The sequence below is a fragment of the Chitinimonas naiadis genome (assembly GCF_054780835.1).
The window spans coordinates 449,045-474,526 of sequence record NZ_BAAGVO010000007.1; the positions used below are offsets into that span (position 1 = coordinate 449,045).

The window sequence follows — 25,482 nt, forward strand, 5'->3', positions numbered from 1 at the left end:
ATCTCCTGCTTATAGTTCTTATAAGCCTGGCTTATTGCTTGAGTGCGGCAACCACGGCGTCGCCCATACCGGAGCAACTGACCTTCTGGGTGCCCGGCTCGTAGATGTCGGCAGTGCGGTAGCCCCGGCGCAGGACGGCCTGGACAGCACCCTCAATGCGCTGTGCGACATCTTCGCGGGCAAAGGTATAGCGCATCATCATGGCAAGGCTCAGGATGGTGGCGAGTGGATTGGCCAGGTCCTTGCCAGCGATATCTGGCGCCGAGCCATGGCAGGGTTCGTACAGGCCCTTGTTGTTGGCATCCAGCGAGGCGGAGGGCAGCATGCCGATCGAGCCGGTCAGCATGGAGGCTTCGTCACTCAGGATGTCGCCAAAGATATTGCCGGTGACGATCACATCGAATTGCTTTGGATTGCGAACCAGCTGCATGGCAGCATTATCGACGTACATATGGCTCAGCTCGACGTCCGGGTATTGCTTGGCGACGTCGATGACGATCTCTTTCCAGAACTCGGTACATTCGAGCACGTTGGCCTTGTCGACCGAGCACAGCTTCTTGTTGCGCTTGCGGGCAATATCGAACGCTACCTTGGCGATGCGACGGATCTCTGATTCGCTGTAGCGCATGGTATTGAAACCCTCGCGCTCGCCAGCGGCGTTGACATGGATGCCACGTGGCTGGCCGAAATAGATATCCCCCGTCAGTTCCCGCACGATCATGATATCGAGCCCGGCGACGACTTCTGGCTTGAGAGTGGAGGCATCGGCGAGTTCCGGGTAGAGCATGGCAGGACGGAGGTTGCCGAACAGGCCCAGGTCCTTGCGGATGGCCAGCAGGCCTCGCTCCGGGCGCTTGTCGCGCGGCAGGCTGTCGTACTGCGGGCCACCTACGGCACCGAGCAGGATAGCGTCGGCTGCGCGCACTGCCGTTTGCGTGGCTTCAGGATACGGCTCGCCGTACTGATCGTAGGCGGCGCCGCCCAAGGGCACGGTCACGGTCTCGAATGCCAGGCCGTCAGCCTTGAGTTGATCCAGCACGCGTACGGCCTGCGCAACGATTTCCGGGCCGATGCCGTCACCGGGGAGGATGGCGATTTTCATGTCTATCCCTCTGTCATTTTGGGTTGTTCGAGCAAAGCCCGGACAACCTGGTAGCAATCTTCAATATGGCTGTCACCCAGTCGGGTAACGACGCCGTAGCTCATGCCGGCGGCGACTGCCTGGCCGGCAAGGGGCACAAAGCGCAGCAGGGTCTTGCCGATCAGGCGTGCCCCTGCTTTTTGCAGTATGAGTTTGGCCAGCTGCTTGGTAACCAGCTTGCCGATCAGTTCACTGCCGGCACGGCCGGCCGCCAGCAGAATGTATTTGCGGGTAGCGGGGTCCAGCTTGGCGAGTTCGGTATGCGACAGGCCAAAGCGGGCGCTGATGGTTTCCAGCAAGGTCGAGAACACCAATACGTCGGCCAGCATGTCCATGCCCGGCATGGGAATGACGGCGGCGCCGGCCGAAATCTTGGCGCGTTGCCGCACCAGGGCACGGCACTCCTGCTTGATCTGTTCCAGTTCAGAGAGGTTCACGGGCAGCATTGTCAATCCTGATCGGTCTTGCGGGTCAGTCTATCCACCAGCAGTTTTTCGCAGCATTTGAATCCCAGCCAGCACGCCAGGGCCAGGTAGCTCAACAGGGTCAGTTCGGTCAGCTGTTCCAGCGCGCCATCCTGGGCGACATCCCAGCCATAGTTCCAGAACAGCTCGAGATTGGCGCGAAGCAAGGACACCAGGTTGAGCGAGGCGATGCCGAAGCCGACGAAGCAGATGCCCATCAGCAGGAAGGTAAGCCAGCTATGCCGTTGCAGCAGCGAAAGCAGGCGGGTACGAAACCGAGACAAACTGCCCCGCCTGATCATGCCGGCCTCGATCAGGCAAACAGCCAGGGCTGCTGTTCCCGGCGCTGCACTTCGAAAGCCTTGATCTTGTCCGCATGGTTCAGCGTCAGGCCGATTTCATCCAGGCCATTGAGCAGGCAATGCTTGCGATGGCCGGTGATATCGAAGCTGAACACTGCGCCGGCCGGGGTCGTGACGGTCTGCTGGGCCAGGTCGATAGCCAGTTGGTAGCCAGGTTGGGCTTCCGCTTCGGTAAATAGCTGGTCAACCACTTCTGCGGGCAGGACGATGGGCAATACGCCGTTCTTGTAGCAATTGTTGAAGAAAATATCGGCGAAAGACGGTGCAATCACCGCCCGGAAGCCATAGTCCTCCAGCGCCCAGGGAGCGTGCTCGCGCGAGCTGCCACAGCCGAAATTTTCCCGTGCCAGCAAGATCTGCGCGCCGACATAGCGCGGGAAGTTCAGGACAAAATCCGGATTGATGGCACGTTGGCTGTTGTCCATGCCTGGCTCGCCATGGTCCAGATAGCGCCACTCGTCAAACAGGTTGGGACCGAAGCCCGACCGCTTGATCGACTTCAGGAACTGCTTCGGGATGATCGCATCCGTGTCGACGTTGGCCCGGTCTAGCGGGCAGACCAGCGCATTCAAGGAAGTAAAGGCTTGCATGGTGTCTCACTTTGCAACCACGCTGCATCGCAGCGCAGTAGGAATCGGCTACTTGGTGGCGGCTTTCTCGATGGCTTCGCCACCCTTCTTGATGTCCTTGCCGACACCTTGCATGGTGTTGCATGCGGCAAGCTGGGCGGCAGCAATGATCATCAGGGCGATTAACGTAATGCGTTTCATGGCGATGGAGGTCCTTGGTAGGGTCTGTGCTCAGGCAAAAGTTCGCACATCGACGAAGTGACCGGCAATGGCGGCAGCCGCAGCCATTTCCGGGCTCACCAGGTGGGTGCGTCCGCCCTGCCCCTGGCGACCTTCGAAATTGCGGTTCGAGGTCGAGGCGCAGCGCTCGCCTGGCTCCAGCCGATCGGCATTCATGGCCAGGCACATGGAGCAGCCTGGCTCGCGCCATTCAAAGCCAGCCTCGGTAAAGACCTTGTCGAGACCCTCGGCCTCGGCCTGTACCTTGACCAGGCCTGAGCCCGGTACGACCAGGACCAGCTTGACGTTGGCTGCTTTCTTGCGGCCCTTGGCGATCGCTGCGGCAGCGCGCAGGTCTTCGATACGCGAGTTGGTGCAGGAGCCGATAAAGACCTTGTCGACCGGAATCTCGGTAATGGGTGTATTGGCACTGAGACCCATATAGCTCAGCGCGCGTTCCATACCGGTCTTGCGGGTGGCGTCGGCCTCTAACGCGGGGTCCGGCACGCGATCATTGACGGTCACGACCATCTCGGGTGAGGTGCCCCAGGTCACCTGGGGGGCGATCGCGTCGGCGTGCAGTTCGACGACCGCGTCAAACCGGGCGCCTTCATCGCTGACCAGCGTGCGCCAGTAGTCCGTGGCCTTGGCCCATTGTTCGTCCTTGGGAGCAAAGGGACGCCCTTGCAGATAGTCGATGGTGGTCTGATCGACCGCTACCATGCCTGCCCTGGCGCCAGCCTCGATGGCCATATTGCACAAGGTCATGCGACCTTCCATGCTCAGGTCCCGTATGGCGGCGCCGCCGAATTCGATGGCGTAACCCGTACCGCCGGCCGTGCCTATCCGGCCAATGACCGCCAGTGCAATGTCCTTGGCGGTGACGCCGGTTCCCAGCTTGCCATCTACCTTGACCAGCATAGCCTTGGATTTCTTGGCGACCAGTGTCTGGGTGGCGAGGACATGCTCGACTTCCGAAGTGCCGATGCCGTGCGCCAGGCAGGCAAAGGCGCCGTGGGTGCTGGTATGCGAATCGCCGCAGACCACGGTCATGCCGGGCAAGGTGGCACCCTGCTCCGGGCCGACCACGTGGACGATACCCTGGGCCTTGTCCTTGAACGGGAAGTAGGCCAAGGCCCCAACCTCACGGATATTGGCGTCCAGTGTCTCGACCTGCTGGCGGGAAATGGGGTCCTTGATACCCTCATCCCAATGGTCGGTCGGCGTATTGTGATCAGCCGTCGCCACGATGGACGAGATACGCCATGGCTTGCGGCCAGCCAGCTTCAGCCCTTCGAAGGCTTGCGGACTGGTGACTTCATGGATCAGGTGGCGATCGATATAAAGCAAGGCGGTGCCGTCTGCTTCTTCGTGTACCACATGGCTATACCAAAGCTTGTCGTAGAGGGTCTGGGCCATCGTTTTTTCACAGCCAGTTGCGATTCGGGGGATATTGAACTTATCACGCGGCGACGCGTACCGGCAACCGCCGAAGGTTAACCAACTGTGTCAGGCTGATACGCATGAAAAAGCCCGCTGCAGAAAGCTGGAGCGGGCTTGGGATGCGGCGCGTACCGACAGGCGCAGCTACTGTTTTTCGTTCAGTTGCGGCCAGGCCATGCGCAGGTAGTAGCCCATCGACCATAGGGTCAATAGTGCAGCCACGAACAGGCAGACGGAGCCCAGGCGCTGGGTATCGAGGCCGGGTATGAAGTTTTCATGCAGCAACAGGACGGTAATGGCCACCATCTGTGCGGTGGTCTTGAGCTTGCCGACGAAGGAGACGGCGACGCTCTTGCTCGACCCTAGTTGCGCCATCCACTCACGCAAGGCGGAGATGGTGATTTCACGGCCGATGATGATGGCGGCCAGCCAGGCATCGACGCGCTCTAGCTGGACCAGCAATATCAGGGCGGCAGCGACCATCAGCTTGTCCGCCACCGGATCGAGAAAGGCGCCGAAGGGGGACTGCTGGTCCCATTTGCGGGCCAGCCAGCCATCGAACCAGTCGGTGATGCCGGCCAGCATGAAGAGCGCTGCACCGGCCAGGTTCTTCCAGAGCGGGTGCATCCAGGTATCGGGCAAGTAGAAGACACCCAGGATCAGCGGAATCATCAGGATTCGCGCCCAGGTCAGCAGATTGGGGAGATTTAGGGGCATGAGGCGGGAAGCCGCGTAAGGTGATTTCAGTGTAGTGCGTTGTAGATTTTTTCAGCGAGCGCCTGATTGATGCCGTCCACCTGGCATAGATCGTCGACACTGGCCGCCTTGACGCCTTGCAGGCCGCCGAACCGGGTAAGTAGTTTTTGCCTGCGCTTGGCTCCAATCCCTGCGATATCTTCAAGGCTGGAGGAGACCCTTGCCTTTCCCCGGCGGGCGCGGTGCCCGGTAATGGCGAAGCGGTGTGCCTCGTCGCGGATGGTCTGGATCAGGTGCAATGCGACCGAATCGCGCGGCAATTGTAGCGTTTCGTTTCTGGAAGGAACAACGAGTTGCTCCAGTCCAGGCTTGCGGGTCTCGCCTTTGGCGACGCCAACCAGCAAGGCACCACTCAGCCCGACCTCTTCAATCACCTCCACCGCCACCCCGATCTGGCCTTTACCGCCGTCGATCAAGATGACGTCGGGCGCCAGACCTTCTCCAGCCGCTATCTTGCCATAGCGCCGGGTCAATACTTGCCGCATCGCTGCGTAATCGTCGCCGGGGGTGATGCCCGTGATGTTGTAATGGCGGTATTCCTTGGGCTGCATGCCGAGTTTGTCGTAGACCACGCAGGAGGCCACGGTAGCCTCCCCCATCGTGTGACTGATGTCGAAACACTCGATGCGCTGGGCGCTATCGGGTAGCTGCAGGGCTTCCTGCAAGGCCTGCAGCCGGCCGACCTGGGTGGATTCCAGCGACAGTCTCTGACCTATCGCCAGTTGGGCATTCTTCAAGGCCATTTCCAGCCATACCCGCCGCTCGGCGATGGGGTTGGAGACGATGGCGATCTTGCGGCCCGCCTGGGCGCTCAGTAGTTCGACCAGGGTGGCATTGTCGCTGACGCTATTGCAGACGATGACCGGCGGAATCGTGCGGTCCAGATAATGCTGTGCCAGGAAGGCTTCCAGCGCGCCCTGTGCGTCGTAATCCTCTCCGTGGCTCGGAAACAGCGACTTGTCGCCGACATGGCGGCCACCGCGGATCATGACCAGATTGACGCAGACCAGGCCGTTCTCGACCGCGCAGGCGACGATATCGGCGTCGGTTTCGCTGGCGTTGCTGGAGACGAACTGTTTCTCCTGCACCTTGGCGAGTGCCTGGATCTGGTCGCGATAGGCGCCGGCCTCTTCAAACTGCCAGGCCGCAGCGGCAAGCCTCATCTTCTCATCCAGGACATCCAGCAGTTCGTTGGCCTTGCCCTGCAGGAACTGGGTAGCATGGCTGACATCACTGCGGTAGTTCTCGTCGGAAATCTCTTCGACACAGGGTCCGCTGCAACGCTTGATCTGGAACAGCAGGCACGGGCGGCTTCGGTTCTCGAATACCGTGTCCTCGCAGGTGCGCAGCTTGAATACCTTCTGCAGGAGCTGAATGCTCTCCCTGACCGCGTAGCCATTGGGAAAAGGACCGAAATACTGGTTCTGCTTGTCCAGTGCCCCGCGGTAGTAGGCCAGCCTGGGGTAGCGGTGGCCGGTCAGTACGAGGTAGGGATAGCTCTTGTCGTCGCGGAACAGGATGTTGTAGCGCGGTCCGAGCGCCTTGATCAGGTTGTTTTCCAGTATCAGCGCTTCCGCTTCGGAGCGCACGACCGTGGTCTGGATATCGGCAACCTGTCCCAGCATCAACTTGATACGCGGTGACTGGTCATTTTTCTGGAAATAGGACGAGACCCGTCGCTTGAGATCAATGGCCTTGCCAACGTACAGCACGTCGCCCTTGCCCGAGATAAAGCGATAGACGCCTGGCAGATTAGGCAGGCTGGCGAGTATGGGTTTGGGGTCGAACGGCGACATGCCGTTATTTTACCGGGGTCGCGGCGTTATTGGGGGGCGCTTGGTGTCGTAGCAGGCTCGCCGGGGGCGAGAGGCGGCGTTACCGGGGCCGGTGCCGTAGCGGGCGTGACAGCAGGTGGTGTACTTGCCGGTGCAACTGCAGCGGGCGCCGGGGCCTGCACGGGTGCAGGCTTGGTTTCGAGTATCTGGAAGAACACTTCGTCCTGCCGCACCATGCCCAGCTCGTTGCGGGCACGCTCCTCGATCGCGTCACTACCTGTCTTCAGGTCGCGGACTTCCGCGTCGAGCGCGTCATTCCTTCCTTGCAGCTTGGCGTTCTGGGTCTTCTGCTCGGCCAGTTGCGACTCAATCTGCCATACCTTCAGCCACGAGCCCTTGCCGATCCAGAGCGGCCACTGGAGCAGGACAACGACGCTGGCGAGAATGATGGCGAGAATGCGCATGGCCGCGATTGTAGGGGGGAAGCGATGACTGGGCAAAAAAACAAGGGGCGTTCAAGCGCCCCTTGTTCTTATTGCCACCGCGCAGATCTGTTATTTCTTGATCTGGTAGAAGGCCTCGCGGCCTGGATAGTAAGCGGCATCACCGAGCTCTTCTTCGATACGCAGCAACTGATTGTATTTGGCCATACGATCCGAACGGCTCAGCGAACCGGTCTTGATCTGCATGCAGTTGGTGGCGACGGCCAGGTCGGCAATCGTGCTGTCTTCGGTCTCGCCCGAGCGATGCGACATGACCGAGGTGTAGCGATTACGCTTGGCCAGGTCCACGGCTTGCAGGGTCTCGGACAGGGTGCCTATCTGGTTGACCTTGATCAGGATCGAATTGCAGATGCCCTTAGCGATACCTTCGGCCAGGATCTTGCTGTTGGTGACGAACAGGTCGTCACCTACCAACTGAACACGGGCGCCAAGGCGGTCGGTCAGCAGTTTCCAGCCGTCCCAATCGCGCTCGCCCATGCCATCTTCAATGGAGACGATGGGATACTTGTTGGCCAGGCTTTCGAGGTAGTCGACCATCTGTGCCGAGGTGAGCTCACGCTTGTCGCTCTTCTTGAACACGTACTTGCCGCTGGCTTTGTCGTAAAACTCGGAAGCCGCGCAGTCCAGGGCGATAACAATGTCGCCGCCGAACGAATAACCGGCTTTTTCGACGGCAGTCTTGATCAGCTCCAGCGCTTCTTCCGCGTTGGCCACGTCCGGTGCGAAGCCGCCTTCGTCACCCACCTGGGTAGGCAGGTGCTTATCGTGCAGGATCTTCTTGAGGTTGTGGAACACTTCTGCGCCGTAACGCATGGCTTCGCGGAAAGTCGGTGCACCAACCGGAACAATCATCAGTTCCTGGAAGTCCAGGCTGTTGTTGGCGTGCTCGCCACCGTTGATCACGTTCATCATCGGTACGGGCAGCGCCATCGGGCCGGAGCCGCCGATGTAGCGATACAGCGGCAGGCCTGCTTCTTCTGCAGCAGCTTTGGCGACGGCCATCGAAACGGCCAGGATGGCGTTGGCGCCGAGACGCCCCTTGTCTTCGGTGCCGTCGAGATCCAGCATGGTGCGGTCGATGAAAGCCTGTTCCGAGGCATCAAGACCGATGATGGCTTCGCAGATTTCAGTATTGATGTGCTCAACCGCCTTCAGCACGCCCTTGCCCAGGTAGCGGCTCTTGTCGCCGTCACGCAGTTCAAGTGCCTCGCGCTCGCCGGTGGAGGCGCCACTAGGTACGGCGGCACGACCCATGACGCCGCTTTCCAGCAGCACGTCCGCTTCAACGGTCGGGTTGCCACGAGAATCCAGAATCTCGCGGGCGATGACTTCTACGATTGCGCTCATCGGTATTTCCTTGATGCGATGTGGGGGTTTCGAATCAGGCGATCTTGGCGGAGCTCACCTGCTGTAGGCAAGCTCCATCAACATTCAAGCAAGTGCTTTATTAGCAGACCCGATCGCCGGGTCTGCTACAGGATCAGCAGCTACGACCTTCGCGACCATGCTCACGGGCGTAAGCGATCGCGGCTTCGACATAGGCTTTGAACATCGGGTGGCCGTCACGCGGCGTCGACGTGAATTCCGGATGGAACTGGCAGCCGAAGAACCAGCGATGGTCCGGCAGCTCGACGGTCTCGCACAGGTGGTTAGGGTCGGTGGACCGACCGCTGACCTTGAGGCCTGCTGCTTCCAGTCGTGGCAAGTAGTGGTTGTTCACTTCGTAACGATGGCGATGACGCTCGACGATGCGCTCGGCGCCGTAGACGCGGGCTGCCAGCGAGCCCGCTTCCAGATCGCACTCCTGGCTACCCAGGCGCATGGTGCCGCCCATGTCGGAGTTGGCGTCGCGGATTTCGATCTTGCCATCGTGGTTGACCCATTCGTCGATCAGTGCCACGACCGGGTAAGGTGTTTCCAGCGTGAATTCGGTCGAGTTGGCATCGGCCATGCCAGCCTTGTGGCGGGCGTACTCGATCAATGCCAGCTGCATGCCCAGACAGATGCCGAGGTAAGGCACGTTGTTCTCACGGGCGTACTGTACCGCGCGGATCTTGCCTTCCACGCCGCGCTTGCCGAAGCCGCCCGGTACCAGGATGGCATCCATGTTCTTGATCTGCTCAAGATTGCCGCCTTCGAGCTCTTCAGAATCCACGTAGTGGATCTTCACTTCGCTCTCGGTATGAATGCCGGCGTGCTTGAGCGCTTCGATCAGCGATTTGTAGCTTTCGGTCAGGTCGACGTACTTGCCAACCATGGCGATGTTGACGGTCTGTTTCGGATTGTCGATCGCATCGACAATGTGATCCCACACCGCCAAGTCTGCCGGGGGCAGCTCCAGCTGCAACTGCTTGCAGATGATGTCGTCGATATGCTGTTCGCTCAGCACGCGCGGAATCTTGTAGATGCTGTCCATGTCCGGGCAGGACACAACGGCTTTTTCCGACACATTGGTGAACAGGGCGATCTTGCGCTTCTCTTCGTCCGGCACCATGCGGTCTGCACGGCAGATCAGTACGTCAGGCTGGATGCCGATCTCACGCAGTTCCTTGACCGAGTGCTGCGTCGGCTTGGTCTTGATCTCGCCAGCCGCTGCAATGTAGGGCACATAGGAGAGGTGCACGAAGCAGGTGTTTTCACGACCCAGAACCACACCCATCTGGCGAATGGCTTCCAGGAACGGCAGCGATTCGATATCGCCGACGGTGCCGCCAACTTCGATCACGGCCAGCTCTGCATCGCCAGCACCCTGGTCGATGAACAGACGGATTTCATCGGTGATGTGCGGGATGACCTGTACGGTCTTGCCCAGGTAGTCGCCACGACGCTCGCGCTTGATGACCGACTCATAGATCTGGCCGGTGGTGAAGTTGTTGGACTTCTTCATCTTGGCGTGGATGAAGCGCTCGTAGTGACCCAGGTCGAGGTCGGTTTCCGCCCCGTCTTCGGTGACGAACACTTCGCCGTGCTGCAAGGGAGACATGGTGCCCGGATCCACGTTGATGTAGGGATCGAGCTTCATCATGGTGACTTTGAGGCCGCGGGATTCGAGGATGGCCGCAAGTGACGCGGCGGCGATGCCTTTCCCCAGAGAGGAGACAACGCCGCCGGTAACGAATATGAACTTGGTCATGTGAGAATCACCCAGTGGTAATTCCGTATTTTACCCTGATCGTCCCTCCCTCTCAACGCGTCGACCTTGTCTTGTAATAAAAAAGGAGCGTCCGCAGGACGCTCCTCTTCGGTTCAAGCCAGCAACGACGGGGTTTTAGCCCAGTTCTTTAGCCAGATAGAGCCAGGTCTCGACCACAGTGTCCGGGTTGAGCGATACCGTCTCGATACCCTGCTCAACCAGCCATTTGGCAAAGTCGGGGTGGTCCGACGGGCCTTGGCCGCAGATACCGATGTACTTGCCTTGTGCGCGACAGGCCTTGATTGCCATCGACAACATGGCCTTCACGGCTTCATTGCGCTCATCGAACAGGCTGGCAATCGGGCCGCCCGAGTCACGATCCAGTGCCAGGGTCAGCTGGGTCATGTCGTTCGAACCGATCGAGAAGCCATCGAAATGCTCCAGGAACTGGTCGGCCAGGATGGCATTCGAGGGAATCTCGCACATCATGATCAGGCGCAGCCCATCACGACCACGCTCCAGGCCTTGTTCCTTCAACAGCTCGACGACCTTGCGGGCTTCATCGAGCGTACGCACGAACGGAATCATGACCTCGACGTTGGTCAGGCCCATCTCGTTGCGCACCTTCTTGATGGCGCGGGTTTCCAGTTCGAAGCAATCGCGGAACGATTCGCTGATGTAGCGCGAGGCGCCACGGAAACCGATCATCGGATTTTCTTCGTGCGGCTCGTAGTTCTGGCCGCCGATCAGGTTCGAATATTCGTTCGACTTGAAGTCGGACATCCGGACGATGACCTTCTTGGGGTAGAAGGCGGCGGCGAGTGTGGCAATGCCCTCGACCAGCTTCTCCACGTAGAAGTCCACGGCACTGGCGTAGCCACCAATCCGTTCGTCCACCTGCTGCTTGAGGTCCCACGGTAGGTTCGGATAAGCCAGCAAGGCCTTGGGGTGGATGCCGATCATGCGGTTGATGATGAATTCCAGCCGGGCGAGGCCTACCCCTTCGTTGGGCAGATGGCTGAAATCGAATGCCAGTTCGGGGTTGCCGACGTTCATCATCAGCTTGACCGGGCTCTTGGGCATCGAGTCGAGCTTGAGGTCGATGATCTCGATCTCCAGCTTACCTTCATAGATATTGCCGGTATCACCTTCCGCACAGGATACGGTGACATAGTCGCCGTCCTTGAGCGCGCGGGTCGCATCGCCGCAACCCACGACGGCCGGGATGCCTAGTTCGCGCGCGATGATCGCGGCGTGGCAGGTACGGCCGCCACGGTTGGTCACGATCGCCGAAGCACGCTTCATCACCGGTTCCCAGTCTGGGTCGGTCATGTCGGTCACCAGTACGTCGCCTGGCTTGACCGAATCCATTTCGCTGGCATCCTTGATCAGGCGAACTACACCCTGGCCGATCTTCTGGCCAATGGCGCGACCGGTGGCCAGTATGGCGGACTTGCTGTTCAGGCGATAGCGACGCAGCGTATCGACACGCGCTTCCTGTGACTTCACCGTCTCGGGGCGGGCTTGCAGGATATAGAGCTTGCCGTCCACGCCGTCACGGCCCCATTCGATATCCATCGGACGGGCATAGTGCTTTTCGATGATCAGCGCGTAGCGGGCCAGTTCCTCGACCTCGGCATCGGTGATCGAGAAAGCATTGCGGTCGACATCCGGTACGTCCACGGTGCGCACCGACTTGCCGGCGGCGGCTTCGGTCGTGAACTCCATCTTGATAAGCTTGGAGCCGCGGTTGCGACGCAGGATGGCCGGCTTGCCCGCGCTGACATTGGGCTTGAAGACATAGAATTCGTCGGGGTTGACGGCACCCTGTACCACCGTCTCGCCCAGGCCGTAGCTCGAGGTCACGAACACGACGTCATCGAAGCCCGATTCGGTATCGATGGTGAACAACACGCCGGCCGCGCCCTTGTCGGAGCGCACCATGCGCTGGATACCTGCCGACAGGGCCACGTTGGCGTGTTCGAAGCCCTTGTGCACGCGATAGGAAATAGCGCGGTCGTTGTACAGCGAGGCGAAAACTTCCTTGATCGCGTGCAGGACATTGTCCACGCCGACGATATTGAGGAAGGTTTCCTGCTGACCGGCAAAGGAAGCATCGGGCAGGTCTTCTGCGGTTGCGGAGGAGCGGACGGCCACCGAGATGGTCGCGCCGGAGTCGGCTTCCATCTTGGCGTAGGCGGTACGGATTTCCGCATCCAGCTCTGCCGGGAACGGCTGGTTGACTACCCACTGGCGGATTTCCTTGCCGACGCGAAGCAGGTCGGTCACGTTTTCCACGTCCAGGCTTGTCAGCGCGGCGTCGATCCGGGCGGCCAGTCCATCGTGGGCGAGGAAGGTCCGATAGGCCTCCGCTGTCGTGGCAAAACCGCCCGGTACGCGTACGCCCGAAGCGGCCAACTGGCTGATCATTTCGCCAAGCGAGGCATTCTTGCCGCCTACTCGCTCTACGTCGGTCATGCGCAGCTCGTCAAACCAGATGACGTTCTTCTCTGCCATTTTTGTTTCCTTGCAGGGATTTTGGGGAATCTGAGACCGCGATTCTAGCCTGTTTGCGGCCCATCACGCAGCCGTACAAGATGCACGGTGGCGACCTATTTTTGCGCAATGCAACATGAGGCCTTAGCCTCAGGGTAAGGAAAATGTAGTCGAAATCACCGAGTTACAAGAGTTGGGTGGCAGAATGACTGCTTTCCCTGATGTTGCATCTGCACAACCTGCTCGCGGACCTGCCGGCCGCTGTGGCAACATGATTCGAAGTCCTGTTCTCCAGAAAGCGTCCCATGTCCAAGCATCGCACCGTCTTTTTCATCTCCGACCGAACCGGCATTACTGCCGAGATGCTTGGTCATAGCCTGATTACCCAGTTCGAGGGGATCGAGTTCAAGCGCATCACCCTGCCCTTCGTCGATACCCAGGAAAAAGCCCAACTGGTCGCGGAGCGCATACGCCAGACCGGTGCGGCCGACGGCGCCCGTCCACTGGTGTTCGCCACCTTCGTCAAGGATGAGATTCGCGACATGATCCGTATCCCGGAGGCGCACGTGGTCGATTTCTTCGAGACCTTCATCGCCCCGCTGGAAGCCGAGCTGGAAAAAGAGTCGTCGCACACGGTTGGCAAGAGCCACAGCATCGAGAACTTCCATGAGTACAACGCCCGGATCGAGGCGGTGAACTACGCGCTTGCCCACGACGACGGCATCAAGCCGGCCGATCTGGATACGGCCGACATCGTGCTGGTCGGTGTTTCCCGTTCCGGCAAGACGCCGACCTGTCTTTACCTGGCCCTGCAATATGGCATCAAGGCGGCCAACTATCCGCTGACACCGGACGATTTTGGCCAGCCAGGCCTGCCCAAGCCGCTGCTGCCGTTCAAGCACAAGTTATTTGGCCTGACCATCGTGCCTGAGCGCCTGTCGCAGATTCGATCGGAGCGCAAACCCGATAGCCGCTATGCCTCGATCGACAACTGTCGCTTCGAGGTGGCCGAGGCCGAGGCAATATATCGTAATGCCGGCATTCCGCACCTCAATACCACCAGCAAATCGATTGAGGAGCTGGCTTCCACCATCCTGCACAAGGCCAGCCTCGCTCGTCGTATCTACTGATCGTTGGATCAGTCCCCCAGGCCATTGCGCTTGCTGGCCCGCCAGATCGACCAGATCAGCCAGATACTGTTGAAGAAGGCGATCAGGAAGCCGACAAAGCCAAAGGCCGGTAGTCCGAACAGCCTCGGGCCGGCCGGAACGGTCATGACAATGCTGGAGCCGATGATCAGGCAGCCGGTGACGATGCCCAGCGTCAGCCGGCTGGCAGCGCGGTCAATCTGTTGGCCGAAGTGATCCAGCCGCTTGAGGTCCAGATCTATCTTGAGCTTGCCGCGGCGTGCCGCCTTGACCAGCCGCGAGAAATCACGCGGTAATCCACCAACCAGGGTCAGGATTTCCCAGAGATTGCGCCGCCCCTTCTTGACCAGCGAGCCCGGCGAGTAGCGGTTCAGCAGCACTTGCCGCACGAATGGTGTCAGATGCGGCACCATCTGGAAGTCAGGGTCCAGCTGCCGGCCCAGGCCTTCCAGCGTGATCAGTGCCTTGAACAGCAGTGTCAGGTCTGCGGGCAGGGTGATCGCATGCTCGCGCATGATGGCGATCACGTCGTTCAGCAGCTGGCCAAAGCGGATGTCCTTCAGCGACAGGTTTTCATAGTTGAAGATGAACTCCGCCAAGTCGGCTGAAAGCTTCTCTTCATCGACCGGCGTGTCGGCCGTCCAATCCAGCAGCACGTTGAGAATGCCGCGCTCGTCACGTGCCGCCAGCGCGGCCAGCAGATCGACGATCTCATCCCGACGCGGTGCAGGAAGCCGGCCCACCATGCCGAAGTCGATGAAGGCGATGCGGTTGTCCGGCAGGTAGATGACATTCCCCGGGTGGGGGTCGGCGTGGAAATACCCGTCTATCAGGACCATCTTGAGCACTGCATCGGCGCCGCGCTCTGCCAGCAGCTTACGGTCCAGTCCGGCGGCCTCCAGCAGGTTCAGCTCGTTGCCGGGCACCCCGCCGATAAAGGCCTGTACGTTCACGATTTCATTGGTGTAATCCCAGAAGATCTCGGGAATCACAATGTACGGATCGCTGGCGAAATTCTCGGCAAAGCGGCGATGATGCTGCGCCTCCTGCGCGAGATTCAGCTCGCGCCGCAACGATTTGGCGAACTGCTCGACGATCCTGACAGGCTGGTACTGGCGGGAGTCGGGAAATTCGAACTCCACCAGACTGGCCAGGTGATGCAGCACCCGCAGGTCGGATTCGATCTTGGTAACGATATTGGGTCGCCGTACCTTGAGGATGATGGGCCTGCCATCCGGTAGCCGGGCACGGTGAACCTGGGCGATCGAGGCCGATCCGATCGGCGTTTCATCAAGATCGGAGAACATCTCGCTCGGCGGCCTGCCCCAGACCCGTGTTAGTTCGGCCTCCAGTTCCGAGAAGGGACTGGCCGGCACATTCGATTGCAGCTTTTCGAATTCGGCAATCCAGTCTGGCGGGAATACGTCCACCCGGGTGGCCATGACCTGGCCCAGCTTGATGAAGGTCGGTCCCAGTTCTTCGAGCGCCCGACGCGCCCTGACCGGTGCATCCTGCTCCTCGCGGGTAGTATCATCCGGGAGGTCCAGCGATTCGCCGGCCCGCTCGAAGGTGCGTTGCACATTGAGGCGGCGAACCAAATCGCCAAAACCGTGTCTGGCCAGGACGCTGATGATTTCACGTATGCGCGGCAGGTCGCGCATCAAGCTGATGGTTTCGCGTAGCATGGCTCGATTCTAGTCAAACTGCTGGTTTTCGTCGGTTCACATAACAGTGGACCACGGTTTACACTATCCCGTTAACCCTTTTTAGAGTGCCGGCATGACGTTTAAATACCGACACCTGCTCTTCCTGCCCTTCGCCTGTTTCGCCCTCGCCGCCCCCAAGAATGAACCTGCCAGCCCGCCTGACGACGCGCTGTCCGCAGTGGAAAACGAATCGGGGTCGCGTTTCGCACAGGACATCATGCTGCAAGCCCTCGGGCTGATCGGCGTGACCTATCGTTGGGGCGGCAACTCCCCTGAGAGTGGCCTGGATTGCAGCGGTTTCATCAAGTACGTATTTCAGCAGGCGATGAATATCGCCCTGCCCCACAATGCTTTTGCCATCAGCCGTCTGGGTGATGACGTCGACAAGGACGAGCTCAAGCCAGGTGATCTGGTGTTCTTCAACACCCTGGGCCGCAAGTTTTCGCATGTCGGCATCTATATGGGTGACGATCGCTTCATCCATTCGCCGTCCAAGGGCAGCAAGGTACAGGTCGTCCGCCTGTCCGATGCCTACTGGGCCAAGCGCTTCAACGGCGCACGGCGGGTGACCAATGAAAGCGTGGCGGAACGCAGCCCGCGCCTGGCACAGCTGATGGCGGAAGGCCGGGAGGTAAGCAGCAAGAAGTCCAGCCGTAAATCCTCCGCCAAGAGCAGTGCAGGTAAAAGCAAGAAGTCCGCATCAAGCAAGAAGAGCAGCAGCAAGAAGCGGCGCTGACAAAGAAAAACCGGCGTGAGCCGGTTTTTAATGACTGCGCAGGCCTTGGCCTCTTGACCTATTCGGTATAGAAGGCCAACGGTCCGGTGCTGGTAATGCCGATGTTGAAGTGCTGGCCGTGGGTCGTGCCCTTGCCTGCCAGCTCGGTATTGCGGACGATCTCGTGCAGTAGCTCCAGCTCCTTGAACTCTTCCACCAGCTCACCGTTTCCATTGAGCATGACTTCGATCCGTTCCCGGTCCGGGTGGGTGCCCATCACCTGGATACGGCTACCCTCCCCCCACCATTGCAGATGCACTGGTGGTGGTACTGGAACCGACTGGGTGGAAAAGAGATCGGCAATGAGCCGGCCATAGGCCGCGAGGTTGCTCGCGGCTTTGCTGCGAATGGCATCCAGCTGAACGCCAGCCTGGTCTGCCGAGATGCCAAATATGCGGGCCAGACCTTCGTCCAGCCGACTGTCGTGTAGCGCCACCATGAAATTGCTTCTCCGAGATGATGAAAAAACCGGCGGTTCATGCCACCGGCCTGTTGTTAAGTTCGAACCGTTATAGACAGGACGAGAACGATTACCGATTGAATTTTTCAATCCTTTTCGCGGAAACGCACCGGAACATCCGGTGCGGTCACGTCGATCTCAGCCCTGCTTTGCCCGCTTGATCAGTTCATACAGCAGTTCATGCGCCGCACGCGGACTCAGCTCATCGGCATCGATTGCCTGCAGTTCTTCGACGAGCGGATGCGGCACGGGTTCCGGCTCGATCGCTTGCGGCATCGAAAACAGATCTCCCTGCCCACCCTGGGTCGCACGCTGGTTTTCCAGCTCGGTCAGATAGCGTTTTGCCTGCCGTATCGTATCGCGTGGCACCCCGGCCAGTTGCGCCACCTGCAAGCCGTAACTCTGGCTCGCAGGCCCTTCCTGCACGCTGTGCAGGAACACGATCTTGTCCTTGTGTTCGACCGCGTCCAGGTGAACGTTGGCCACCTGCGGATAATCCAGTGCCAGGCGGGTCAGCTCGAAGTAGTGGGTCGCAAACAATGTGTAGCTGCGGTTCTTCTCGATCAGCGCCCGGGCGATGGCCCAGGCGAGCGCCAGGCCATCAAAGGTCGAGGTGCCTCGGCCGACTTCATCCATCAGTACCAGGGCGTGTTCGCCGGCGTTGTTGAGGATGTTAGCGGTTTCGGTCATTTCCACCATGAAGGTCGAACGGCCGCCGGCCAGGTCATCGCTGGCGCCAATGCGGGTAAAGATACGATCGAGTCGGCCTATCACTGCTGTCTTGGCGGGGACGAAGCTGCCGATATGTGCCAGCAGCGCGATCAGTGCGGCCTGCCGCATATAGGTTGATTTACCGCCCATGTTCGGACCGGTGATCAACAGCAGCTTGCGGGAGGCGTCGAACTTCAGGTCATTGGCGATGAAGGCCTCGCCGGAGCTATCGCGTAATTGCTGCTCGACGACAGGATGACGGCCGGCCTCGATATGCAGGACGGTGCCTTCCTGGAAGCTTGGAGCCACCCAATCGAACCCTCGCGCCCGTTCAGCCAGTACGGCCAGTACATCAAGCCCGGCGACGGCCTGGGCGAGCAGTTGCAGCGACGGTACTACCGCACCGAGGCTGTCGAGCAGGCCTTCGTACAGCACTTTTTCCAGCGCCAGTGAACGTTCCTGGGCAGACAAGGCCTTGTCTTCGAACGCCTTCAATTCCGGCGTGATATAGCGCTCGGCGTTCTTCAGCGTCTGGCGACGGCGATAGTCGTCCGGCACCTTGTCCCCATGGCTGTTGGTGATCTCGATATAGAAGCCGTGGACGCGGTTGTACTCCACCTTGAGATTGGGGATGCCGCTGCGCTCGCGTTCGCGTGCTTCCAGTGCCAGCAGGAAGTCGCCATGGTTGGTCTGCAGCGCCCGCAGCTCGTCCAGCTCGGCATGAAAGCCCGCACGTATCACACCGCCCTCGCGGAGCACGACGGACGGCTCATCCATCACGGCGCTGGACAGCAGGTCCAGGGTTTCCGACGGGGGCTGCAGTTGCCGGCCCAGTTCTGCCAGCAAGGCGTTCTCAGGCAATAGCGGTACCAGTCCCGGCAAGGTCCTGAGACTGTCGCGCAGACTGGAAAGATCACGCGGCCTGGCCGAGCGCAGCGCCACCCGGGCGGCGATCCGTTCGATATCGTGGATATTGGTGAGCTGCTCGCGCAAGGTGCCCAGCTCGGCCGAGGCCACCAGGGCACCGACCGCATCCCGCCGACGTGCCACCTTGGCCTGATTCCGCAATGGGTGATGCAACCAGTGCCTGAGCAGGCGGCTACCCATGGAGGTCGCGCACACATCCAGCAAGGAACACAGCGTGGGCGAAGCCTCCCCCCGGATGGTTTCGGTCAGCTCCAGATTGCGGCGCGTGGCGGCATCCAGCGCCAGATACTGGCCAGCCTGTTCTAGTGTCAGGCCGTTGACGTGCGGCAGCGCCCCGCATTGTGTCTGGCGGGCGTACTCGAGCAGTGCGCCAGCGGCACCCACCGCTACGTCCGGGTTGTCGATGCCGTAGCCGCTCAGGTCCTGGACCTGAAATTGTCTGGCCAGATTGCGCGCAGCGGTTTCGACATCGAACTGCCAGTTGGCGATGCGCTTCACGATATAGCCGCTCGCTGTCGCCAGCTCCAGCGTCAGGTCGTCCGGCAGCAGGATTTCTGCCGGCTTGAGCCGTTCGAGTTCGGAGGGAAGCGCGTCGACCGCAGTCTCCATCAGGCGGAACTCGCCCGAGGCCAGCGATAGCCACGCCAATCCAAGCCGACCCTTGACCGCGTTGACGGCCAGCAGGATGTTGTCGCGCTTGTCGTCCAGCAGCGCGGCGTCGGTCAGGGTGCCTGGCGTCAGGATACGGACCACCCGTCGCTCGACGGGCCCCTTGGTGGTGGCGGGATCACCAAACTGTTCACAGATGGCAACCGACTCCCCCAGCTTGACCAGTTTGGCCAGGTAGCCTTCGGCGGCATGGTAGGGAATACCGGCCATCTTGATCGGTATGCCGGCCGACTGGCCGCGTGCGGTCAACGTAATATCCAGCAGGCGCGACGCCTTGACGGCATCATCGAAGAACAACTCGTAGAAATCCCCCATGCGGTAGAACATCAGCTTGTCCGGGTGCTGAGCCTTCAACGCAAGGTACTGCTGCATCATCGGGGTGTGTTTTTCCACCTTGCCAAATCCCTAAAGTAATCTCGTTTTATCTACCTTGGGATGCGCTATCCCAGGTGCCTGCGCGCAGGCAGGGCAAATTGGGCTGCATTATCCAATGCCGGCCCGGTTTGCTGGTATGCAAATTTGCTTGCTGAACCAACCTTCGCGATCTTTAGCCGGCCAAGTCGTCAAGAAATGCAAAACGGGATGAACCTGTGCGGTTCATCCCGTTCTGTTTGAGCAGGCGACGGCCCGCTGCGATCAACCTTGCAGGGTTTGCAGCAGCTGGCCGAAGACGCGTGGCGTACCGGCGACCACGTCACCGCTTTCCATGAAGTCCGCCTCACCCTTGAGGTCAGTGATCAGGCCGCCGGCTTCCAGGATCAGCAGGCTGCCTGCCGCGATGTCCCAAGGTTGCAGACCCAGTTCCCAGAAGCTGTCGTAGCGACCGCAGGCCACGTAGGCCAGGTCCAGTGCCGCTGCGCCGGGGCGACGAACGCCAGCCGACTTCTGCACGACTTCCTTCAACTGAGCCATGTAGCGGTCCAGCCGGCTGAAATCCGAGTACGGAAAGCCGGTACAGACCAGCGAGTCAGCCAGTTCCTTGGTCTTGGAAACACGGATACGACGGTCGTTCAGGAAGGCACCAGCACCGCGGGTGGCGGTGAACAGGTCATTGCGGTTCGGGTCGTAGACAACGGCCTGGCTGATCTGGCCACGGTGCTCGAGCGCGATCGAGATGCAGTATTGCGGCACGCCGTGCAGGAAGTTGGTGGTGCCATCCAGCGGGTCGATGATCCAGGTGTAGTCGTTGTTGCCGCGGGCACCGCCCTCTTCCGCTAAAATCGCGTGGGTCGGATAGGCTTCCAGCAGGGTATCGACAATCGCTTTCTCGGCAGCACGGTCAACATCGGTCACGAAGCTGTTGTGCTCTTTGCGCTCAACGCGCAGCAGATCGAGATTGTTGGAGGCGCGCTGGATAACGGTAGCGGCGCGGCGGGCGGCCTTGACGGCAGTGTTGAGCATCGGGTGCATGGCAATTCCTTCGGCAACGAAAACAGGCTTCCCACCGAGGAACAATAGACGAACCGACCAAGCAGTGTTGGCGTGGCACACGATGCGGCAGGAAGCAAAGAACAGGAAACGGCGTGGATATCACAACCCACGCCGTTGAATTTTCATGATATTACGCGAAGTTGATCAATGAATAAACCGGAAACCCACGTACTCGACCGAGTTCGTGTCGTGCTCTCGCATACCAGCCTGCCGCGCAACATCGGTTCGGTGGCGCGGGCGATGAAGACCATGGGCTTGTCGCGCCTCTATCTGGTCAATCCCAAACGCTTTCCCGACGTGGAGGCAACGACGCTTGCGTCGCGTGCCGACGATATCCTGGAGAACGCCATCGTCGTCGCCAGCCTGGATGAAGCACTGGCCGGTTGCACCCAGACCGTGGCGACCTGCCCGCGAGTACATGAACTCAGCGTGCCCCGGCACAATCCGCGGCAGATAGCCCCCATCCTGGTGGAGCGTGCCATGCAGGGCGAGGAAGTGGCGCTGGTATTCGGCACCGAGATGTCCGGGCTGACCAACGACGAAGTGCGCATGTGCAACCGTCTGGTCACGATCCCGACCAACCCGGATTATTCCTCGCTGAACCTTGCCCAGGCGGTGCAGATACTCGCCTATGAAATGCGCTGTGCGGTGGACGACGACATTGGCCATCTGGAGGAGAAGCCACAGCTGGCTGCGCACGATGACATCGAGCGTTTCTATACCCACCTTGAGCAGACCCTGGTCGGCCTGCACTTCCTCAACCCGGATAACCCGAAGCGTCTGATGCCGCGCCTGCGCCGCATGTTCGGCCGCATCCAGCTGGAAAAACTGGAGGTCGATATTCTACGAGGGGTACTGAACGCGGCCCTGCCCCCTGAGGGCAAGCGCTGACAAGGCTGGACCGGGCCGGGCCGAAGGCCTGGGTACGGCCTAGTCCTGGTCGGTATGGGTGTCTGCCAGCGTGACCGGCACGACAACCAGACCTGCCCGTAAGCCATTCTTGACCTTGCGGTTGGGAAATACGATGCGGGCCCCGGATTCATGAATGACAAAGCGTGACTCACCGTCCTCGGCAAGCAGGTAGCCCTGTGCGAGTTCGGTGAAATTCTCCACCGCATCGGCCAGGTGCAGTTCGAAGGCATCGGTCTGCTTGACCACCTCGCGCGAGACCTGGAACAAGGTCACCTCGCCGGCCTCGGCGCTGTAATCCGCCCGCTCGCCCGCCATCAATTGCCGCAATTGCCCTTCCAGCAGCGCCAGGTTCACCGACTGGTTCTGGCCAAACGGCCGCGCCTTGCCCAGCTCCAGCGTAAAGCCGTGGGCACCGCAGTGTCGGCGAGTGAAGTAGGAGAAGGTCGGCGATGTCTTCGACTGCAAGAGCACCGCCTCGATTCCGCAGGCCGCCAGCCGGCCGATCTCGGCTGCATCGAAGGGCTGCTCGTGCGGATAGGGATAGATGGCGAACTTCTCGATCTTCGAGCCGCGTATCGCGGTATGCAGATCGTAATGCAGCTTCCAGCGCTCGCCGGATTGCGCAAAGAAGGCCTGGACCACAGTTTCCAGCTCACGCGCCCGGGTCGCGGCCGGACCTTCCCCCGTTTGTTCGCGTGGCTTGCCGAACAGCCGGTTGAGATCATCGTCGAGATAGCGCTCGTTGCGACGTAGTGCCTCCGGGTTGCCGAAAGCAAACAGCACCCGCGCGCGCACCTGCAGCGTGCCGTCCAGCGCGGTTTGCAGCAACCGCGCTACCAGCTCGACTGGCGCGGTCTCGTTGCCGTGTATGCCGCAGGAGACGAACAGGTCGAAAGCGGGGTCAGCCGGCTCCAGCGCGATCAGGCCCTCGCCCAGCATGTCTACCCGGAAAACATCCGTCGTCTTTTCGGGCCGGGGTATCCAGGCTTCGTTCTTGAGCAGGTGTTCGAGATAGTTCACGCGGTGTTCGTGCTCAGGCGAGTTGGAAGGGGTAGACGCTGCCGAGCTTGAGGATCTGGCTCAGCTCGTCCAGCGCAGTACGGCATTCCTGCAGCAGTTGCGGGTCCGCCAGGTCTGCGGCGGTCAGTTGATCCCGGTAGTGCTTGTCCACCCAGGTATTCAGGGTATGGAACAAACTCTCGTTCATCATCACGGCGGGATTGACGGCAGCCAGCTCGACATCGCTCAGGGCGACACGCAGACGCAGGCAGGCCGGGCCGCCGCCGTTCTGCATGGACTGCTTGAGGTCGAATACGCGCACTTCATCGATGGGGCCGCCACTGCTACGCAGCTTTTCCAGGTACTGCCAGACGCGCGCGATATTGCGGGACTCTTCCGGCACGACGATGATCAGCTTGCCGTCGGCCTTGCTCAGCAATTGGCTGTTGAACAGATAGGACTTCACCGCTTCTTCGACCGAGACCTCCGCCTCGGGTACTTCGATGCCGACAAAGTGACCGCCAACGGCTGCCAGCTTGCTATTGAGCTCGGCCAATACCTTGGCCTGGTCGACAAACGACTTCTCGTGATGGAACAGCACATTGCGGTTGCCGACCGAAATCACGTCGTTATGGAATACACCGAGGTCGATGGTGTCAGGGTCCTGCTGGGCGTACACCACCAGCTCGTCGCGCAAGCCATGCAGACGGGCGATGGCCTGGCTTGCCTCCAGCGTCTGGCGCGCCGGGAACTTGCTGGGCTTGGGATAGCGCTGGTCAAAGGCCGCCTGGCCGAAGACAAAGAATTCGACGCCGGGTTGGTCGTACTCGGCACAGAAGCGGGTGTGATTGGCTGCGCCCTCGTCACCAAAGTGCATCTGGGCCGGCAAGGCCGGGTGGTGGGCGAAATGACGCTCATCACTGAACATGGCGCGCAGAATGCGGCCTGTCGTCGGGTGTTCGATCGAACGGTGGAACTTGTTGTTGAGGTTGGCCGGCGTGAAATGCACCTTGCCATCGCGGGTGTCGGCGCTGGGGCTGACGGTCGCCGCGTTGGCGGTCCACATGGTCGAGGCCGACGAGCTGGCGGCCAGGATGGCCGGTGCTTCCTTGGCTGCCTGGGCGATAACCTGGGCATCGGTACCGGCAAAGCCGAGTAGACGCAGGCTGGCTACGCTGGGACGTTCATGCGGGGCGAGAACGCCTTGCTTGAAGCCCGCGTCATGCAGGGCTTTCATCTTGGCAAGGCCTTGCTTGGCCGCCTGGCGCGGGCTGGCGATCACATTCTGGTTGCCGGTCGAGGCCACATTGCCGTAGCTCAGGCCGGCATAGTTGTGCGTGGGGCCGACCAGGCCGTCAAAGTTTGCTTCAAAAGCTGCCATCGTCTTGTCTCCCTTGGGTGGATGGCTTACAGGCGCATGCCTGCGGGCAACTGCGTGGGCAGCGTCAGCGTGGGGGTTTCGAGACCGGCGACCGGATAGCTGCAATAGTCCGCCGCATAGTAGGCACTGGCCCGGTGGTTACCACTGGCCCCAACGCCACCAAAGGGCGCGGCACTGGAGGCGCCGGTCAACTGCTTGTTCCAGTTGACGATCCCTGCCCGGCTCTCCTGCCAGAATTGTTCATACAACGCCTGGCTATCCGACAGCAGGCCGGCAGCCAGGCCATAGCGGGTCGCATTGGCCAGTTCGATCGCTTCTTCGAAGGTGTCGTAGCGTTGCAGCTTGAGCAACGGGCCGAAGTGTTCTTCATCGATCAGCTTGCTGACCGAAGTCACGTCCAGGATACCTGGTGAAAGCAGGGCCGTGCCTTCTTCCAGGCGGCGCATCTCGAGCAAGGGCTTGGCGCCACGGGCAACGAGGTCTGCCTGGGCGACCAGCAGGTGGCTGGCAGCCGCGAGCGAGATGACGGCACCCATGAACGGTGCTTCCTCATCGTCCCAACGGCCGACCTTCAATTGACTGCTGACCTCTACCAGCCGGGCGAGGAAGGCATCCCCTTCGGCGCCATAAGGCACGATCAATCGCCGGGCGCAGGTGCAGCGCTGGCCAGCCGAGATGAAGGCGGACTGGATGGTCTGGAATACCGCAGCATCGATGTCGGTGACATCCTGCACGATCAGCGGATTATTACCGCCCATCTCCAGCGCCAGGATCTTGTCGGGGTGGCCGGCAAACTGCTTGTGCAGGTGATGGCCCGTCAATGACGAGCCGGTAAAGAACAGGCCGTCGATGCCTGGATGGCCGGCCAGTGCCACGCCAGTATCGCGGGCGCCTTGCAGCAGGCTGATCACGCCGGCTGGCAGGCCGGCCTGCTCCCACAGGGCCACGGTCTTCTGGGCCACCAGAGGTGCCAGCTCAGACGGCTTGAACAACACGGTGTTGCCTGCCAGCAGGGCCGGCACGATATGACCGTTCGGCAAGTGACCAGGGAAATTGTACGGACCGAACACCGCCACCACACCGTGGGGTCGATGGCGCAGAACGGCCTGGGCGTCGCCCAGCGTGCTTTCCTTTTCGCCGGTCCGCTCCTGGTAGGCTTTGACCGAGATATCGACCTTGCCGATCATGGTCTGCACTTCGGTCAGCGCTTCCCAGCGTGGCTTGCCCGTTTCCAGGCCGATCGCGTCGGCCAGTTCCGCCTTGTGTTCGGTCAGGAGTTCGGCAAAGCGGCGGACGATGGCTTCGCGACCCGCAAAGCCGAGACGACGCCAGGCCGGAAAGGCGGCGCGTGCGGCGTGCACGGCAGTATCGACCTGTTCTGCACTGGCGCTTGGACCCTGCCAGGCGATTTCCTGGCTGACGGGATTGCGGGAGGCAAGGCGACCGCCCTGCCCGTCTTGCCATGCACCGTTGATGTATAGCTGACTCATCGCTGTGCTCCA

The 25,482-nt window shown here is 60.6% G+C and carries 22 protein-coding genes; 3 read left to right on the forward strand and 19 right to left on the reverse strand.

The genetic code is table 11. The annotated features are described in order from the left end of the window. Positions 1 to 31 precede the first annotated feature (31 nt). The 12 genes from leuB to ppsA form a co-directional block, all read right to left on the reverse strand. Entirely contained in the window at positions 32 to 1,108 is a 1,077-nt protein-coding gene (gene leuB, locus ACYVHK_RS22355) for a 3-isopropylmalate dehydrogenase (RefSeq protein ID WP_460537092.1), read from the reverse strand. Continuing rightward, positions 1,105 to 1,587, reverse strand: a complete 483-nt coding sequence (locus tag ACYVHK_RS22360) for a hypothetical protein (protein WP_460536773.1) — start codon at positions 1,585 to 1,587, stop codon at positions 1,105 to 1,107. Before ACYVHK_RS22360 ends, leuB begins: the two co-directional genes overlap by 4 nt. A 2-nt stretch (positions 1,588 to 1,589) precedes the next feature. After that, positions 1,590 to 1,889, reverse strand: coding sequence for a hypothetical protein (locus tag ACYVHK_RS22365; protein ID WP_460536775.1), 300 nt, complete (start codon positions 1,887 to 1,889; stop codon positions 1,590 to 1,592). A 29-nt stretch (positions 1,890 to 1,918) separates the two neighbouring features. Then, positions 1,919 to 2,557 carry a 3-isopropylmalate dehydratase small subunit gene (gene leuD / locus ACYVHK_RS22370; protein WP_460536777.1) on the reverse strand — a complete coding sequence of 213 codons (639 nt, stop codon included), beginning with the start codon at positions 2,555 to 2,557 and terminating at the stop codon, positions 1,919 to 1,921. Between the two features lie 48 nt (positions 2,558 to 2,605). Further along, positions 2,606 to 2,737, reverse strand: coding sequence for an entericidin A/B family lipoprotein (locus tag ACYVHK_RS22375; protein ID WP_460536779.1), 132 nt, complete (start codon positions 2,735 to 2,737; stop codon positions 2,606 to 2,608). A gap of 30 nt (positions 2,738 to 2,767) precedes the next feature. After that, positions 2,768 to 4,174, reverse strand: a complete 1,407-nt coding sequence (leuC, locus tag ACYVHK_RS22380) for a 3-isopropylmalate dehydratase large subunit (protein WP_460536781.1) — start codon at positions 4,172 to 4,174, stop codon at positions 2,768 to 2,770. Positions 4,175 to 4,342: 168 nt separating this feature from the next. Next, positions 4,343 to 4,915, reverse strand: a complete 573-nt coding sequence (gene pgsA, locus ACYVHK_RS22385) for a CDP-alcohol phosphatidyltransferase class-I family protein (RefSeq protein WP_460536783.1) — start codon at positions 4,913 to 4,915, stop codon at positions 4,343 to 4,345. 26 nt (positions 4,916 to 4,941) lie between these two features. Next, positions 4,942 to 6,750, reverse strand: coding sequence for an excinuclease ABC subunit UvrC (uvrC, locus tag ACYVHK_RS22390; RefSeq protein WP_460536785.1), 1,809 nt, complete (start codon positions 6,748 to 6,750; stop codon positions 4,942 to 4,944). Between the two features lie 26 nt (positions 6,751 to 6,776). Beyond that, on the reverse strand, positions 6,777 to 7,193 hold the full coding sequence (gene ftsB / locus ACYVHK_RS22395; RefSeq protein WP_460536787.1) for a cell division protein FtsB: 417 nt from the start codon (positions 7,191 to 7,193) through the stop codon (positions 6,777 to 6,779). Between the two features lie 90 nt (positions 7,194 to 7,283). After that, positions 7,284 to 8,579, reverse strand: a complete 1,296-nt coding sequence (gene eno / locus ACYVHK_RS22400) for a phosphopyruvate hydratase (RefSeq protein ID WP_460536789.1) — start codon at positions 8,577 to 8,579, stop codon at positions 7,284 to 7,286. A gap of 133 nt (positions 8,580 to 8,712) precedes the next feature. Then, positions 8,713 to 10,365 (reverse strand): CTP synthase, encoded by a 1,653-nt coding sequence (locus ACYVHK_RS22405; RefSeq protein WP_460536791.1) that lies wholly within the window; start codon positions 10,363 to 10,365, stop codon positions 8,713 to 8,715. Between the two features lie 135 nt (positions 10,366 to 10,500). Beyond that, entirely contained in the window at positions 10,501 to 12,882 is a 2,382-nt protein-coding gene (gene ppsA, locus ACYVHK_RS22410; RefSeq protein WP_460536793.1) for a phosphoenolpyruvate synthase, read from the reverse strand. A gap of 284 nt (positions 12,883 to 13,166) precedes the next feature. Between ppsA and ppsR the strand changes: the two genes are divergently transcribed. After that, the gene (gene ppsR, locus ACYVHK_RS22415; RefSeq protein ID WP_460536795.1) at positions 13,167 to 13,991 is read left to right on the forward strand and encodes a pyruvate, water dikinase regulatory protein; all 825 of its coding nucleotides are present in this window, start codon (positions 13,167 to 13,169) and stop codon (positions 13,989 to 13,991) included. Between the two features lie 8 nt (positions 13,992 to 13,999). Here the strand turns inward: ppsR and ACYVHK_RS22420 are convergent, their stop codons facing one another. Continuing rightward, entirely contained in the window at positions 14,000 to 15,694 is a 1,695-nt protein-coding gene (locus ACYVHK_RS22420) for an ABC1 kinase family protein (protein WP_460536797.1), read from the reverse strand. 94 nt (positions 15,695 to 15,788) lie between these two features. Here ACYVHK_RS22420 and ACYVHK_RS22425 point away from each other — a divergent pair, with 94 nt between their 5' ends. Continuing rightward, positions 15,789 to 16,451, forward strand: a complete 663-nt coding sequence (locus ACYVHK_RS22425) for a C40 family peptidase (protein WP_460536799.1) — start codon at positions 15,789 to 15,791, stop codon at positions 16,449 to 16,451. Positions 16,452 to 16,509: 58 nt separating this feature from the next. On the opposite strand, the gene ACYVHK_RS22430 is transcribed toward ACYVHK_RS22425, so the two are convergent. The 3 genes from ACYVHK_RS22430 to ACYVHK_RS22440 form a co-directional block, all read right to left on the reverse strand. Continuing rightward, on the reverse strand, positions 16,510 to 16,929 hold the full coding sequence (locus tag ACYVHK_RS22430) for a hypothetical protein (protein ID WP_460536801.1): 420 nt from the start codon (positions 16,927 to 16,929) through the stop codon (positions 16,510 to 16,512). A 159-nt stretch (positions 16,930 to 17,088) separates the two neighbouring features. After that, positions 17,089 to 19,632, reverse strand: coding sequence for a DNA mismatch repair protein MutS (gene mutS / locus ACYVHK_RS22435; protein ID WP_460537094.1), 2,544 nt, complete (start codon positions 19,630 to 19,632; stop codon positions 17,089 to 17,091). A gap of 261 nt (positions 19,633 to 19,893) precedes the next feature. After that, a complete protein-coding gene (locus ACYVHK_RS22440) occupies positions 19,894 to 20,667 on the reverse strand; it encodes an inositol monophosphatase family protein (RefSeq protein WP_460536803.1) in 774 nt (257 codons plus the stop codon). Between the two features lie 168 nt (positions 20,668 to 20,835). Between ACYVHK_RS22440 and ACYVHK_RS22445 the strand changes: the two genes are divergently transcribed. Next, positions 20,836 to 21,579, forward strand: a complete 744-nt coding sequence (locus ACYVHK_RS22445; RefSeq protein ID WP_460536806.1) for an RNA methyltransferase — start codon at positions 20,836 to 20,838, stop codon at positions 21,577 to 21,579. Positions 21,580 to 21,618: 39 nt separating this feature from the next. Here ACYVHK_RS22445 and astE read toward each other — a convergent pair whose 3' ends face one another. Genes astE through astD form a run of 3 tightly spaced genes read right to left on the reverse strand, consistent with a single transcriptional unit; the run spans position 21,619 to position 25,470 of the window. Further along, a complete protein-coding gene (gene astE, locus ACYVHK_RS22450; protein WP_460536808.1) occupies positions 21,619 to 22,620 on the reverse strand; it encodes a succinylglutamate desuccinylase in 1,002 nt (333 codons plus the stop codon). Positions 22,621 to 22,633: 13 nt separating this feature from the next. Continuing rightward, positions 22,634 to 23,980: an N-succinylarginine dihydrolase gene (astB, locus tag ACYVHK_RS22455; protein WP_460536810.1), complete on the reverse strand. Its 1,347-nt coding sequence runs from the start codon at positions 23,978 to 23,980 to the stop codon at positions 22,634 to 22,636. A gap of 26 nt (positions 23,981 to 24,006) precedes the next feature. Next, a complete protein-coding gene (astD, locus tag ACYVHK_RS22460) occupies positions 24,007 to 25,470 on the reverse strand; it encodes a succinylglutamate-semialdehyde dehydrogenase (protein ID WP_460536812.1) in 1,464 nt (487 codons plus the stop codon). Positions 25,471 to 25,482 lie beyond the last annotated feature (12 nt).